The organism is Streptomyces sp. NPDC043853 (assembly GCF_056436025.1).
Genome location: NZ_JBWKDJ010000008.1, coordinates 113,203 through 128,034 on the forward strand (window position 1 = coordinate 113,203; position 14,832 = coordinate 128,034).

Below are 14,832 nucleotides of genomic sequence, written 5' to 3' on the forward strand. Positions count from 1 at the left end.
GGTCGCCATGGGTCCGCGTGATGCTCGCCTGAGCCGCAGACTTCGCAGAGCGCCCCGGTCCGACAGGACCGGGGCGCTCTCGCGTTCCGCCCCTCCTGTCGGACACCCCCGAACACACCGACACCCCAGACACAACCGACACCACAGGAGAGACCGATGACCGCAGCCACCACCGCCCCCGAGCAGCTGATCGCCGACTCCCGTGCCCGGATCGACTCGATCGACGACCGGATCATCGGGCTGATCCAGGAGCGGATGGCCGTGTCCGCCGTGATCCAGGAGGCCCGGATCTCCTCCGGCGGCCGCCGGGTGCACCTGTCCCGCGAGATGGAGGTGCTCGGCCACTGGAGCGAGGCCCTGGGCAAGCCGGGCACCTCGCTCGCGATGACCATGCTGGAGCTGTGCCGCGGCCGGGTCTGAGCGCCTGTTCGTCACCCGTCCGGACCGTGACCGCCCCACGGCGCCTTCGTTGGTGAGGGTGTCACGCGTGGCTCCGCCGGAGCGATGAGACGTACGACCCGTGGAGCGTGCGTCGTGGGACCTCGCTGCGGCGCGTGACCGGACGGCAGGGGACAGCAGCCCGGTCACCTCATGAAGGACGGCCGGCTCCGGGGACGCCCGGGGCCGGCCGTTCCGTCACCTTCCGCGGACTCCCCCCGGGGTCCGCGGCGGACTCCCCCCGGGGTCCACGGTGCGGTCAGGGCCGGGACCGCGCTCCCCCTCCGAGCGCGGTCCCCGCCGATCGCACCTAGGTGACCAGCGGTCGGCCCCGATGGTTGTGCCGCATCGCACGATCACCGGGTGTGTCCTCGATCACACAGCGGAACATGCAACTCCGCTGCAATGCCGCCGGTCTCGCAGGGCATGAGAAAGCGACTCTCACTGTTGGCCGGCGTCGGACTGATCGCCGCCGGAGCAGCAGTGCCCGCCGGGGCCACGGGGTACGACTACCGTCTGTACACCCCCTACGACGAGCTGTTCCTGAGTCCGTACTCGGAGGCCGGGAAGCCGACCCCGATGCGCGTCGACTTCCGGGTGCACGGCGGAGACACCGGCCGTCCCGTCGACGCCGCGTACCGGGTGGACCTGAGCACGATCAAGGGCATCGCCGACGTCGCGCTGCCCGCCGTGCCCGCCAACAAGGGCTGCGTCCTGGGCGAGGCCGCCGTGGTCTGTGCGAAGAAGGGGGCCGTCGGCCCCGAGGTGGTCTCCCTGGAGGTCACGGCCGCCAAGGGCACGCGGGGCAACGAGACCGGCAGGATCACGATGACCGGCCGGACGGCCGCCGGCACCATCGCGCCCGCCACGGCCACGGTCACCGTGAACGGGACCGACCTCGCGCTGGAGAAGCTCCCGCTCAAGACCGACCCGGCGGTCGGCGAGCGGCAGCAGATCCGGCCCGTCATCAGGAACGCCGGCACGGTGCCGCTGAAGGCGATCGAGTTCGGCGTCTACACGTCGCACGGCATGACCCTGGACGGCGACTACGGCAACTGCCGCAACGAGAAGTGGCGGGTGGTCTGCCAGGTGGAGGGCGAGTTCCTGCCGGGGACCACCTACGAGGTGTCACCCGGGACCCCGCTGGGCATCACGGCCAACTCGGGGGCCTTCCGGGAGCACCTGTTCTACCAGGTCGGCCATCACATGGAGTACGACATCCCGCAGCGGCCGAAGGCGAAGCTGAAGCTCGTCCCGCGCCCGGCCTCCGGCACCCTGCGCTCCCCCGACCTCACCCCCGGCGACAACTTCCACCGCGAGCGGATCACCGTCGCCAACTCGGCCGACCTGGCGGTCGAGGACACGGCCGTCACCGGCAGGCCCGGAGAGACGGTGCGGGTCCCGCTGGGCTTCCGCAACTACGGTCCGGGGTGGATGGAGAACCCGTACGACAACCAGATCGACAACCGGACGTTCCCCGGTGCCTCCTTCGACGTGCGGCTGCCGCAGGGAGTCTCGGCGGGCAAGGTCCCGGACAGCTGCCGGGCCGTCGACGAGGAGGGTGCGCCGTACGCCGGCACCGCCCCGGCCTCCCGGTACATCTGCGAGAGCGGCCAGCGGCTCTTCTGGGAACGGAAGATCGACTTCCCGTTCGAGCTGAAGATCGACAAGGTGGTCGACGGCGCCAAGGGCTCGCTCACGGTCGGGTGGAACACCTGGGGTGAGGGAGCGCCCGCCACCGAGGTGAAGCCGGAGAACAACACCGCCGCCCTCACCGTGGACGCCGTCACCACCTCGCCGTCGCCCAGCACCAGCACCAGCACCGGCACCTCGGCGAGCCCGTCGCCGACGGCGAGCGGCTCCCCGTCGCCGACCGCGACCCCGACCGCCTCGGCCTCCGGGTCCGCGACACCGACGCCCACCGCCACCACCGACGGGAACACTCCCGCACCGAACGGCGAGCTGGGCAACACCGGCAGCTCGGTGCTGCCGCTGGCCGGCGCGGCCGCCGCGGTGATCGGCGCCGGTGCCGCACTCGTGCTCTCCGCACGCCGCCGTACCCGGCGCGGCTGACGGGCCGCGCGCCGGCCGGTGGACGGGGGTCACCGGCCGGCGCGCACCTCACGGCTGCCGCACGCCTGCCTCACGGCTGCCTCACGGCTGCCGCACGACTGCCTGACGCCTGCCTCACGGCTGCCGTTTCGGCGGGACCTCCGGGACCGCCAGGAACGGCAGCCGCAGCGCGCCGAAGGCGTCCTTCGGCACCACCGGACTCACCGGTTCCACCGCCGGGAGCCGCTCGTACGCCGCGCCCTGCGCGGGCCGCGGGTCGGCCTCGCCCTTGTTCGGCCAGTACGACATGGCCCGCTCCGCCTGGGCGGTGATCGTCAGCGACGGGTTCACGCCCAGGTTCGCGGAGACCGCCGAGCCGTCGACCACCGAGATGCCCGGATAGCCGTACAGCCGGTGGTAGGGGTCCACCACGCCCTCCTCCGGGGAGCCGCCGATCGGGCAGCCACCGAGGAAGTGCGCGGTCAGCGGGGTGCCCATCAGCTCGCCCACGTTGCTGCCGGGGAATCCGTTGATCTCCTCGGCGAGCAGGGTGGCCGCGCGGGTGGCGTCCGCTATCTGCGTGGGGTTGGGTTCGCCGTGGCCCTGGCGGGCGGTGAGCAGGCCCTTCCCGATGCCGCGCGGTTTGCGGTACGTGGTCAGGGAGTTGTCCACCGACTGCATGACCAGACCGATGATGGTGCGTTCGGACCAGCGCCGGTTGGACAGCGAGCGGAGCAGCTGGACGGGGTGGGCGGCGGTGCGGCCGAGCCAGGCCGCCACCCGGTGCCTGCCGTAGGGGACCTGGAGGACGGTCAGGAACCCCATCGCGTTGGAGCCCTTGCCGTAGCGGACCGGTTCGATGTGGGTGTCCGCGTCGGGGTGGACCGAGGACGTGATCGCCACGCCCCGGGTGAAGTCCGCGCGCCGGTCCGGGCCGTGCTTCCTGCGGTAGCGCCGGTCGTCGGTCTGGGCGCCCACCAGGCCTTCGGAGTTGGTCCTGGTCAGGTCGCCGAGCCGGTCGGACAGGCGGGGCAGTTCCCCGCGGTCCTTCATGGTGTGCAGCAGGGTCTGGGTGCCGTACGTGCCGGCGGCGAGGACGACGTGCCGCGCGCGGAGCACCGTGGACCTGCCGGAGCGCCGGTGGTCGGTGGGAACGGTGCGGACCCGGTAGCCGCCCTCGGGGTGCTCGGCCAGGGCGGTCACGGTGGTCATCGGGTGGATGACCGCGCCCGCCCGCTCGGCGAGGTGCAGGTAGTTCTCGTTCAGGGTGTTCTTCGCGCCGTGCCGGCAGCCGGTCATGCACTCGCCGCACTCGGTGCAGGCCTTGCGGGACGGTCCGGCCCCGCCGAAGTAGGGGTCGGCCGCCTCCTCGCCGGGCCGGGCGGTGGAGGTTCCGCCGGCGTCCCGGCCGTCGCCGAAGAACACGCCGACCGGGGCCAGGTGGAAGGTGTCGCCGACGCCCATCTTCTCGGCGACCGCCTTCAGATGGACGTCGGAGGGGGTCACGGTCGGGTTGAGGCGCACCCCGAGCATCCGCTTGGCCTGGTCGTAGTAGGGGGCCAGCTCCTCCTGCCAGTCCGTGATGCCTGCCCACTGCCGGTCCCGGAAGAAGGCCGGCGGCGGCACGTAGAGGGTGTTGGCGTAGTTGAGCGAACCGCCGCCCACCCCGGCGCCGGCCAGCACCATCACCTTGCCGAGCAGGTGGATCCGCTGGATCCCGTACAGCCCGAGGGCCGGCGCCCACAGGTAGTTGCGCAGGTCCCACGAGTTCCGCGGGAGGCTTTCGCGGGTGAAGCGGCGGCCTGCCTCCAGGACGCCGACCCGGTAGCCCTTCTCGGTCAGCCGCAGGGCCGAGACCGAACCGCCGAACCCGGAGCCGACCACGATGACGTCGTAGTCGTACCGCTGCTCGTGCTGCCGGTCGTGCTGCCGGTCCTCTTGCTTCTTGCCGAACGACACCGACACGCCTCCTAGCGCAAGCGAAGGGCCTTCATGGCCTTCAGGCCGCGGGTCATGAAAGCGGCGTACTTCTCGTCGTCCATGCCGAGCGCGGGCGCCATCGGCAGGAGTCGCTGGTGGGCGACGGTCTGCGCCTCGGTGAACTTGAGGATGCCCTCGGAGCCGTGGCGCCGGCCGAGGCCGGACTCCTTCATGCCGCCCATCGGCGACTGCACGCTGCCGTAGCCGGGCGCGTAGCCCTCGTTGATGTTGACGGTGCCGGTGCGCAGCCGGGCGGCGACCGCGTGGCCGCGCCGGGCGTCCTTGGTCCACACGCTGGAGTTCAGGCCGTACGGGGTCGCGTTGGCGAGGGCGATCGCCTCGTCCTCGTCGGTGAACCGGTAGATCGAGACGACCGGGCCGAAGGTCTCCTCGGCGCACACCGCCATGGGCGCCTCCACCCCGTCGAGGATGGTGGGCTCGTAGAACAGCGGGCCGATGTCGGGGCGCGCCACACCGCCGGCGACCAGGGTGGCGCCCTTGGCGACGGCCTCGTCGACGTGCCGTCGTACGGTCTCCAGCTGGCGCTCGCCGACCAGCGAGCCCATGTCCGCGCCGTAGGCGAGGGAGGCGCCGAGCCGCATCGCGCGGGTGCGGGCGGCGAACCGCTCGACGAAGGCGTCGGCGACCGAGGCGTGCACGTAGAGCCGCTCGATGGAGATGCAGAGCTGGCCGGCGGAGGAGAAGCAGGCGCGGACGGCGCCCTGGGCGGCCTTCTCCACGTCGGCGTCGTGCAGGACGAGCATGGCGTTCTTGCCGCCGAGTTCCAGGGTGACGCCGACCAGGCGGTCGGCCGCGCCCCGGGCGACCTCGCGGCCGGTGCGGGTGGAGCCGGTGAAGGAGACGTAGTCGGCGTGCCGGACCACCTCGGGGCCGACGACGGGGCCCTCGCCGATGACGATCTGGAAGACCTCGGCGGGCAGGCCGGCCTCGATGAGCAGCTCCCGGGCCCACAGGGCGGTCAGGGCGGTCTCGGTGTCGGGCTTCATCACGACGGCGTTGCCGGAGACGAAGGCGGGCAGCGCGTCGCCGACCGACAGCTCCAGGGGGTAGTTCCAGGGCGCGATCTGGCCGACGACCCCGCGCGGCTGGCGCAGCTCGGTGACCTTGGTGAGCACGGGAAGGGCCCCGGTGTGGCGCTTGGGCCGCAGGTAGCCGGGGGCCTTTCGGCCGTAGTGGCGGGCGGCGACGGCGACCGCCTGGACCTCTTCGTGGGCGTGCAGGCGGGCCTTGCCGGTCTCCAGCTGGATCAGGTCGAGTATCTCGGCCTGGCGGTCGAGCAGGAGGTCGTGGAAGCGGAGCAGGACGGCGGCCCGCGCGCGGACCGGCAGGGCCGCCCAGGCGGGCTGGGCGGCGCGGGCCCGCTCGAAGGCGGTGGCGACGTCCTCGGTCGTGGCCTCCGGGAGGACCGCGAGCTCGTCCCCGGTGAAGGGGGTGTGGTTGGCGGTCCGGCCGGAGCCGATCACCCCGCGGGTGAGCCGGGCCACCAGATCAGGGGTCACCACGTCGGCGGCGGTACGTGCGCCGGCCGGGGCGGCGGCGACCGGGTTGGTGGGCTCCGGCACGGTCGGGAGCGGGGCAGCGGGGGCCTGCGAGTCCGTCATGCGGGTGAGCGTATTGGGCCCCGGCCACTTTGGGTACCCGCCGGTAACCCGAATTTGGGATTTACGCCAGTGATCGGTGGCAGAGTCGTCCGGAGGGAGGCCGCCCCGGTCAGTGCGGAGCGGGCTGCCAGCCGCTGAGCGCGGTGTCGAACTGCGACCGGGCGGTCACCCAGTCCGCGGCCGGGGCCGCCATGAAGATGGCGTACTCCTTGCCGTCCGGACCGATGTACATCTGGTCGATGGCCCGCCGGGGACCCGGGAAGTCCTTCTTCTCCTGCCAGCTGAACTCCCACAGGGCGGCCTGGGTGGTCCCCTGGAAGGTGTTCGGGTGCAGCGTCGTCCTCTGGTACGCCGACCGGGCGCTCACCTGCTTCTCCAGGTCGAGCAGGTGCGCGTAGGGGTCCTTGAAGTCCGGGGTCGGGTCGACGCTGATCCGGATGCGGTGCTTGCCGTTGTCCGGGGTGTAGTCGATCTGGTCCCCGTCCTTCTGGCGCTTCCAGCCGTCCGGGACGAAGAGGGTGAAGCCGGCCGGGTCCTTGACCTTGCGCCAGCCCGCGGGGGCGGCCGTACCGGGTCGCGGCCCGGTCTTGCCGTCCGGCTTGCCCGTCGCGCCTGCCGCCGTGCCGCCGCCCGTGCTGCCGGCCGTCGTACCGCCCCGGACTGAATCCTGACCGTCCCGACCGTCCTGCCCGTCGAGGTACGTGATGATCCCGAAGGCCGCTCCGCCGCCGAGCAGCGCCGCGACCAGGGCGACGGCCGCGCCGCGGCGCAGTCTGCCGCTCCGGCGCTCCCGGTCGGCGGGTCCGCCGGGGGTCGCGTGCGGGTCCGGGTGGGGCGCGGGACCCGGGTGGCCGGCGTGGCCCGCGTCGGCGTGGCCGGGATGCCGGGCGGTGGATCCGGCGACGCTCCCGGGCGCACCGGCCGCCACCGGGGGCCTGGCCGCGGTGGCGCCGCCCGCGCCGAGGCCGGCGGCAGCGGCCCGCCCGGCGCCGTGGCCGGGGTGGCCCGCGCCGTGCGCGGCGCCGCGCACGGGGCTCTGCGCGGAGCCGGGTGCGGAGCCGGGTGTGGGACCACGGCCGGGACCGGAACCCCGCGCGGGCCGCGTTCCGGGGCGGGGGTCGACGCGCGGATCGGAGGTCACGGGACCGTCGCCGGGGAATCCGGCGAGGTCCTCGGCGGGCAGGGTCTGCGTCGGGACGTACGCGTGGGCGGCCTTCGGCTCCCGGCCCTCCATCGCCTCCAGCAGCATCCGCTCGGCCTCGGCCGCCGAGGGCCGCTGCGCCGGGTCCTTGCGCAACAGGGCTGTGATCACCGGCCCGAGGGCCTCCGCCCGTCTCGGCGGCGGGGGTTCGTCGTTGACCACGGCCGCCAGGCTGGAGATCGGCGAGGTCCGGCGGAACGGCGAACGCGCCTCGACCGCCGTGTAGAGGGTGGCCCCGAGCGACCACAGGTCGGAGGCCGGGTCGGGGGCGCCACCGGTCACCCGCTCGGGTGCCAGGTAGTCGATGGAACCGACGAGTTCGCCGGTGCGGGTGATCGTGGCATCGCCCTCGATGGCGGCGATGCCGAAGTCGGTGAGCAGCACCCGCCCGTCCCGGGCGAGCAGCACGTTGCCCGGCTTCACGTCCCGGTGCAGCACTCCCACCGCGTGCGCGGCACGCAGTGCGCCCAGCACGTGCAGGCCGATGCGCGCGGCCTCGCGGGGCTCGATCCGCCCGGCCGCCTTGGCCGCGTCGGCCAGCGAGGGGCCGTCGATGTACTCCATGACGATCCACGGCCGGTCGTCGTGCTCGAACACGTCGTGGACGGTGACCACCGCCGGGTGCGCGATGCGCGCCGCGGCACGGGCCTCCTTCTGGGTCCGGGCGTGCAGGACCGCGCGGTCGGCCTCCGCGACGTACAGACCGGCCGTCAGCTCCTTGATGGCGACGGTGCGGTGCAGCAGATCGTCGTGCGCCCGCCACACCTTGCCCATGCCGCCGCGGCCGATGGGCTCGACGAGCCGGTACCGGTTCGCGAGGGTGTCACCCTCGGCTGTCCTGTGTTCCACGAAATCCCGCCGCTCTCTGCACTTCGATCGTCAGGTTACGGAGCGCACGGGTATGGCCGAAGCCATGCGGGGCCGGTGAGACAGCACTGTGACGCAATTGCCGTAGTGACGGATGATCAGAATGATGCTAAGGGGGCGTCAACCCCCCATCCGATAACTCCCCGTGGCCCTCCCGAACACCTCGGTGACCTTGTCCTGCCCGTCCTGCGGGCCGAGCACCATCACCACGTGGTAGCGGCCGCCCAGTGCCGCGACGTGATTGCGGACGTAGAGACTGCGGCCGGTCGCGTCGGTCCAGGTGTACGTGCCCTCGGCGGTCAGCTTCTGCCCCACCCTGGTCTGCTTGGTTCCGGTGGAAGTGGCCCAGGTGGACATGCGGAACGGGTCCAGTTCGCGTTCCTTGCTCTTCTGGTACGAGAGCGGGTCCGGGGTGCCCTCGATGCCGTCCCGGCCGGGGACCACGATGAGTTCGTACGTGCCGTCGGAGTAACGGACCTGTCCGGCATCGTTCTTGGCGCTCCGCTCCCAGCCGTTCGGGACGAGGACCTGGAAGCCCTCGGGGTCCTGGGCGGTGGTGTAGCCGGCCGGGGCGGGACCGGAAGGCTGCGGAGCCGGGGTGTTCCCGGGCGGGGCGGTGGCGGCGGGCGGCCGCGGGGACGCCGGGGCCGACGCCTTCGGCGAGGAGGCCGAGGGGGCTGGGGCGTTGGGCTTGCCGGGTGCCGAACTCGCCTGCCCCGCCGGGCCGGAGTTCGACGCGGTGTCCGACTCCTCCGCCTTCGGCATGAACACCATGGCGAAGGCGACCAGCCCCGCGAGCCCGACCAGGACCCCGAGCAGCAGGTTCCGCCCGAGCGAGCGCGCGCCGCGGGGCTTCCGCGGCCCCTTCTCCTGCCGGTGCCGCCCGTGGTGGACCTCGCCGCGGCGCCGTACGATCGGCAGCCGCGCGGGGTCGGGGGCGGGCAGCGGTACCACCCGGTCGCCGCCGTCGGGCTCGGGGGCGGACCGTACCAGCGACCTCAGCCAGCCGCGGAGTTCCTCGAAGTCGGGGCGTTCGGTGGGGTCCTGGCGCAGCAGCGATTCGACCACGGGCCGCAGCGGCCCGCACTCCTCCGCGAAGGCGGGCGGCTCGGCGCACACCATCTCGACGAGCTCGGCGGCACTGTCCTCGGGGTACGGGGCGTGGCCCTGGACGCACCGGTAGAGCAGGGCGCCGAGCGCCCACAGGTCGGCGGCCGGCCCGACGGGCGCGGCCAGCTGCCAGTTGCCCTGGACGGGACGTGCCTGCTCGGGCGCCCACCGCTCGGTGACCGCCCCGATGACGGTGATCCGCGTCTGCCGGGCACGCTCGGCGGCGAGCCCGGAGCCGGGCCCCGTCCCGGCGGCCCACCGGCCCTGCGATGCCCCGGCGGGGGCGGTGGGACCCACCTGCGTGATGCCGGCGCCGGGGGCGGATGCCGGAACGGAGGCGGCCGGGGCCGGCGCCTGGCCGGCGTCGCCGAAGCCCGGCACGGAGGGCGCCGCACGGCCGCCGTAGCCGAAGCCCGGCGCCGGGGGTCCCCCGACGGCCGGGTCGGCCTGCGGCGGACCGCCTGGCGCCTGCGGCACGGCGGGAGCGTGGGCACGGGGCTGGGACACGGCGGGACCATGGGCCTCGCCCTGCGCCGGGGCCTGGCCGGGGGCCTGCGCCCGGCTCAGGGCCTGTTCCTGGGCTCGGGCCTGGGCTCGGGCCTGGGCTTGGGCTTCGGCCTGGCCTTGGAAGGGAGCCTGCGCCCGGGTGGGCGCCGGAAACGGGGTCCGGTCACCCGGCCGACCGGACTGCTGCCGCGTCCGCGCGGCCGGACCGGGAGCGGGGCCGCTCCCCGCGCCCGCCTGATCGGCCTCGTCCGCCTCGTCCGCCTCGTCCGCCTGCCGGTACCCCTGCGGGAGCGGGAACCGGTCGGGCAGCCCGGGACGGGCGTAGGGCACCGGCGGCACCGCGATGGGGGCGTCGACACGGCCTCCCGGCCCGTCCTCCGGCCCGCCGTCCGCTTGTACCGGCAGCCGGGAAGCCGCCTGCGGCTCCACCGCGGCCGCCGCCCCCTGCCGTCGCGGGGTCGCGCCGTGCCAGGGCGTGACGACCGCACCGCCCGGCCCGTCATGGAGGGCCGACCCGGCACGGGCCTCCGAGGCGGCCTGGGTGCCCGGCGCGTCATGGGAGCCCGTCCCGGCCTGGGCGCCCGGTCCGTCCTGGGTGCCCGGCCCGGTTCGGGTGTCCGGAAGCGGCCGGCGGCCCGGAAGCTCCGGGGGGCCGCCGTACGGGTACGAGTAACCCTGCGGCAGGTTCGAGCCGCGCGGTCGCGGCGGCTCCTGCCCGGCCGCGGCCCGCTTCTCCTCCATGACGCGCGCGGTCGCGGCCCGCGTTCCGGCGCGGTACGCCGCCACGGCTCCGGCCCGCGCCGCGGCCGTGAGGTCCGGCCGGTCCTCGGCCCGGCGTCCGGGCGTGATCCGGTCGGCGTAGACGGGGCCCTGGGGCTCGGTCACGGGCACGCCGGTCTCCGGGGCCGCCTGCCCGGCGGCCAACGCCGCCAGCCCCGCACCGGAGGTGCCGCCATAGGCCTCCCCGGGCGCCGAACCGGGCACCGCACCGCCAGGTGCCGGAGCCCCGGGCGCGAGGGCTGCCGGCCCCGGGGCAGCCGGGTCCGGGCCGGAGTCGGTCCGGCCGGACGAGAACGGGCTGGAGGAGAACGGGTTGGAGGAGAGCGGGTCGGAGGGGAGCGGGTCGGTGGAGAGCGGGTCGGTGGGGCCGGGGACGGCCGGGCTCCGGACGGGACGGCTCTCGATCGCCGGGCCGGGCGGGGCGGGAGGCGGCGTGGGCGGGACCGGCCCCGTGGGCCAGGGCGGGGCGGGGGTGGTGGTGCCGTCGGGGGCGGGCACGGGGTCGTAGCCGCACAGCGCTTCCTCCGCCGCGCCCGCGGCCAGGCCGGTCAGGACCACCCGGCCGTCCTCGCATATCAACACCGTGCGCACGGTGATGTTGCGGTGCGTCCAGCCGTGCGCGTGGAGCACCCGCAGCGCGGTCAGCACGTCGGAGGCGACCTCCGCCGCCCGGTACGGACTCAGCGGCGCGTCCGCGATCAGCGCCGCCAGCGGCCGTGCCGGGACCAGTTCACTGACGATCCACAGCGAATCGCCCTCGGCGAAGACGTCGAAGACCTGGTCCAGCCGGGGGTGGTCCGGGATCCGGGCAGCTGCCTGCGCGGCCTCGATCGCCCGCCGCACCGCGGGGAGTTCACCCCGCTGCTCCCCCGTGGCCCGGCCGCCCGGCGCGGCCCGCTCCGGCCGGCCACCGTCGAGCAGTTCCGCGTCCACGACCTCGGGTAACGGCACCTGGCGGACCAGGACTTCCTGTCCGCTGCGCGTGTCGAAGGCGCGGGTCTCGACCAGCTCGTACTCGTCGGACGGCGGCAACGGCAGACGATAACGGCCGGCCAGGATCCGCCCCGCGTAATCGTCCACTTCGCCTCCCCCCGAGTCTCCCGCGGCCCACTGACACGATACGTCGCAGGGCCCGTCCGCGTCCCGGATCCGGCGAGGTCAGCCGCCGTGGGGGCGGCCGACCTCGCGTCAGCGGCGGTCAGCCGCCGCTCAGTCCACCACCTGGAAGGTGTCGAAGGCGGTGTTCCGCAGTTGCGTGCATTCCGGACCGTCCCACTGGTCCGCCGCGCACGTGATCATGATGGCGTAGCCGTGGGTCGCGTCCACCTTGAAACCGCGGTTGAGCACGCGGACCCGGACCCCGTTCTGGTCCCGCTCGAACACCCAGTCGGCGACGGTGGGGTAGTTGCGGTACTGGACCGTGTCGAGCCCGTTGAGCTCATAGCCGTTGCTGTTGCGGGCGGTGGCGAGGGCCAGCTCCGCCCACGCCTTCCTGGCGTCGTCCTTCGGCTTGTCGCCGTAGTCGACCTGCAGCCGCGGGAAGCTCTCGGTGTCCCGCGCATACTTCATGCCCGAGTTCGCACCCGCGACGCCTATCTCCCGGAAACCCTCCGGCATGGCTATGGCGAAGTGGAACCTGCCGTTGGTCACCGTGGTGTAGCCGGCGGGGAGGGTGCCCGGCCCGGCCGGGACGCCCGGGGTCACGCCGGAGCCCGGGATCGTGCCCGGCGTGCCGGAGGATCCGCCCGTGCCGGAGCCGGACCCGGCGACGGAGCCCGAACCGGTGCTCTGGCCCGGCGTCGGCGTGCCGCTGCCACTGCCCTGGGTGCCGCCGCTGGCCTGCCCGTTGACGTTTCCGTTGTCCTTGCCCTTGCCGTCGGCGCCGGTGCTGCCGCCCGGGGCCGGACTGCCCGACACCTTGGTGTTCGGACCGCCCTTGTTCGCGCCCTTGCCGCCCTTCTCGTCATCGCCGCCGATGGCCCACGCCACCAGCGAGCCGATCACGGCCAGCACGACCACCACGCCGGCTATCGCCAGTGCGATGGTGCGGCGCGGGACCACGTCCGTCAGCGACGCGGCTCCCGGCCGCCCGGAGGAAGGGCCGGCCGGTGCCGTGGAGGAGGTACCCGCCCCCGACGCGGCGCCGGACTCCGCGCCGGCCGCCGCCGGAGCCTCGGCACCGTTCGCCGTCGTGGTCGCGACCGCGGCGGCCGCGGCCTTGCGGGCCGTCTTCAGGGCCTCCCGGGCGCGCTCCCGCTGCTCGCGGTCCCGCTTCGCCGCGGCCTTCGCGGCCGCCTTCTCCGCCGCCTTGGACGCCGCCGCCTTCTCCGCGGCCTCCTTCGCGGCGGTCAGCGAGATGACCCGCGTCTCCTCCGCGGGCTCCTCGGCCGGTGCCTCCGGGGCGTTGATGACGTCGGTGAGCATCACCCGGGCGCGGGCGTCGTCGAGTCGGCGGGCCGGGTCCTTCACGAGCAGGCCGTAGATGACGTCGGCGAGCGGGCCCGCGTTCCTCGGCGGGTCCACCGGCTCGGTCATCACGGCGGTGAGGGTGGCGAGGGCGGACCCCTTGTCGTACGGCGGGACGCCTTCCACCGCCGCGTACAGCAGGCCGCCCAGCGACCACATGTCGGCCGGCGGGCCGGGCTTCTGCCCGCGGGCCCGCTCGGGCGAGATGTAGGAGGGGGCACCGACGAGCATGCCGGTGGAGGTCACCGACGGGTCGCCCTCGACCTGCGCGATGCCGAAGTCGGTGAGCACGACGCGGCCGCTGTTGGAGATCAGGACGTTGGACGGCTTCACGTCCCGGTGCAGGATTCCCTCGCCGTGCGCGGCCTTGAGGACGTCGAGCACCGCGAGGCCGACCTCGGCCGCCCGGCGCGGGGTGAGCGTGCCCTTCTCCCGGATGAACTCGGCCAGTGAGGAACCCTCGATGAGCTCCATGACGATCCAGGGCCGACCGTCCTCGTCGACCACGTCGAAGACGGTGACGGCACCACCGCTGCGGATCCGGGCGATCGCCTTCGCCTCACGCAGGGTCCGGGTGATCAGGCGGCGCTTCTCGTCCTCGTCGACGCCGGAGCTGAAACGGAGTTCCTTGACGGCGACCGTACGGCCGAGGGTCTCGTCCACGGCACGCCAGACCGTGCCCATGCCACCCTTGCCCAGCACCCGCTCCAGCCGGTAACGCCTAGCCAGCAGGCGTCCTTCGTCCTCGGCGGTGTCCCCGGTCACGCCCTTCGGCCTGCCCCCGTCCGTCCCGCCCTTCGCCGCATCCGGCTTGGACGCAGCCGGCTTGGACGCGTCGGACTTGGAGGCGGCCGGCTTGGAGGCGGCCGGCTTGGACGCATCCGGCTTGGCAGGCGCCGCCTTCGCCGCGGCCGGCTTCGCATCGGACGTGCCGATCCCGGCCTTCGCACCGCGGTCCTCGCCCGCATCGGACTTCACCGCGCCGGACTTCCCGAGGTCGGCCTTCGCACCACGGTCCTCGCCCGCACCGGACTTCACCGCGCCGGACTTCCCGAGGTCGGCCTTCGCACCACGGCCCTCGCCCGCACCGGACTTCACCTCGGCGGGCTTCCCGGAGCCGGCCTTCGCCTCGTCGCCGTCACTGCGGCCGTCACCGGCACGGTCTTCCGTCCCGGCGGACGCGACGGGGTCACCCTTCGCCGCCCCGGCATCGGCATCCGCTTCGGCGGGCTCCGCGGCACCCGGCGCGGGCGCGTCCGTTCCCGCACCTCGCTCCGGTCGGGCAGCCTGCCTTTTCGCGGGATCCGCCTTGGCCACGGCGGACTTGGCCGCCGTCGGCTTCGCGAGGTCCGCCTTGGCGCCCACGGCCTTCGAGGGCTCCGGCTCCGCTCCGGCGGACGCCGCGGCACCCGACTCCGCGTCAGCGGAGGTGGCGTCCGCTTCGGCGCCACCCGCCTCCGCCGGGTCGTGCTCCGGCTCGCCACCGGCCGGCTTCCGCCCGTCGGCGTCCCGTTCCGGTTCTGCCCCGCGGGCCCGGGCAGCGGTCGGCTGCCCGGCGTCCTTCTCCGTCGGCTCCGCCGACTCTCGCTTGGTCAGGTCCGGGGTGCGGGTCTCGTCCTCGCCCCCACGGGAACCAGAGGGCGTGTGCTCCGGCTTCGACATGCGTCCCCTCTGCGATCGTGCCGCCTGCTCGGGCCGGCCCGGCGTCCACCGGGTCCCGGCGCAACCGGCCCCGGCCGAACCCTCATTGTTCCTCACTCCGGGACGGACGGGAGCCCGGGGTCCGCGGTTCCCCGGACCGCGAACCCC

Annotated in this window: 6 protein-coding genes and 1 pseudogene; 2 read left to right on the plus strand and 5 right to left on the minus strand. The window is 74.4% G+C overall.

The window, feature by feature from the left end; translation table 11 throughout:
• Positions 1 to 114: 114 nt before the first annotated feature.
• Together AC067U_RS21835 and AC067U_RS21840 are read left to right on the plus strand one after the other, a co-directional pair.
• A pseudogene (locus AC067U_RS21835) lies at positions 115 to 420 on the plus strand (chorismate mutase); the annotation flags it as partial.
• A 444-nt stretch (positions 421 to 864) separates the two neighbouring features.
• Positions 865 to 2,511 (plus strand): hypothetical protein, encoded by a 1,647-nt coding sequence (locus tag AC067U_RS21840; protein ID WP_478831416.1) that lies wholly within the window; start codon positions 865 to 867, stop codon positions 2,509 to 2,511.
• 114 nt (positions 2,512 to 2,625) lie between these two features.
• Here AC067U_RS21840 and AC067U_RS21845 read toward each other — a convergent pair whose 3' ends face one another.
• The 5 genes from AC067U_RS21845 to AC067U_RS21865 all read right to left on the minus strand — a co-directional run bounded on the left by AC067U_RS21845 (position 2,626) and on the right by AC067U_RS21865 (position 14,685).
• Positions 2,626 to 4,449 (minus strand): GMC oxidoreductase, encoded by a 1,824-nt coding sequence (locus AC067U_RS21845; RefSeq protein WP_478831639.1) that lies wholly within the window; start codon positions 4,447 to 4,449, stop codon positions 2,626 to 2,628.
• Positions 4,450 to 4,460: 11 nt separating this feature from the next.
• Complete coding sequence (locus AC067U_RS21850) at positions 4,461 to 6,092, minus strand: succinic semialdehyde dehydrogenase (protein ID WP_478831417.1); 1,632 nt, start codon at positions 6,090 to 6,092, stop codon at positions 4,461 to 4,463.
• 109 nt (positions 6,093 to 6,201) lie between these two features.
• Entirely contained in the window at positions 6,202 to 8,142 is a 1,941-nt protein-coding gene (locus AC067U_RS21855) for a serine/threonine-protein kinase (RefSeq protein WP_478831418.1), read from the minus strand.
• Positions 8,143 to 8,280: 138 nt separating this feature from the next.
• Positions 8,281 to 11,637, minus strand: a complete 3,357-nt coding sequence (locus AC067U_RS21860) for a serine/threonine-protein kinase (protein ID WP_478831419.1) — start codon at positions 11,635 to 11,637, stop codon at positions 8,281 to 8,283.
• A gap of 129 nt (positions 11,638 to 11,766) precedes the next feature.
• Complete coding sequence (locus tag AC067U_RS21865; RefSeq protein WP_478831420.1) at positions 11,767 to 14,685, minus strand: serine/threonine-protein kinase; 2,919 nt, start codon at positions 14,683 to 14,685, stop codon at positions 11,767 to 11,769.
• Between the last annotated feature and the right edge of the window lie 147 nt (positions 14,686 to 14,832).

Excerpts from the sequence above, each read along its gene's own strand:
- AC067U_RS21840 (WP_478831416.1), top strand. The coding sequence starts at position 865 with ATGAGAAAGCGACTCTCACTGTTGGCCGGCGTCGGACTGATCGCCGCC.
- AC067U_RS21850 (WP_478831417.1), bottom strand. The coding sequence starts at position 6,092 with ATGACGGACTCGCAGGCCCCCGCTGCCCCGCTCCCGACCGTGCCGGAG.
- AC067U_RS21865 (WP_478831420.1), bottom strand. The coding sequence starts at position 14,685 with ATGTCGAAGCCGGAGCACACGCCCTCTGGTTCCCGTGGGGGCGAGGAC.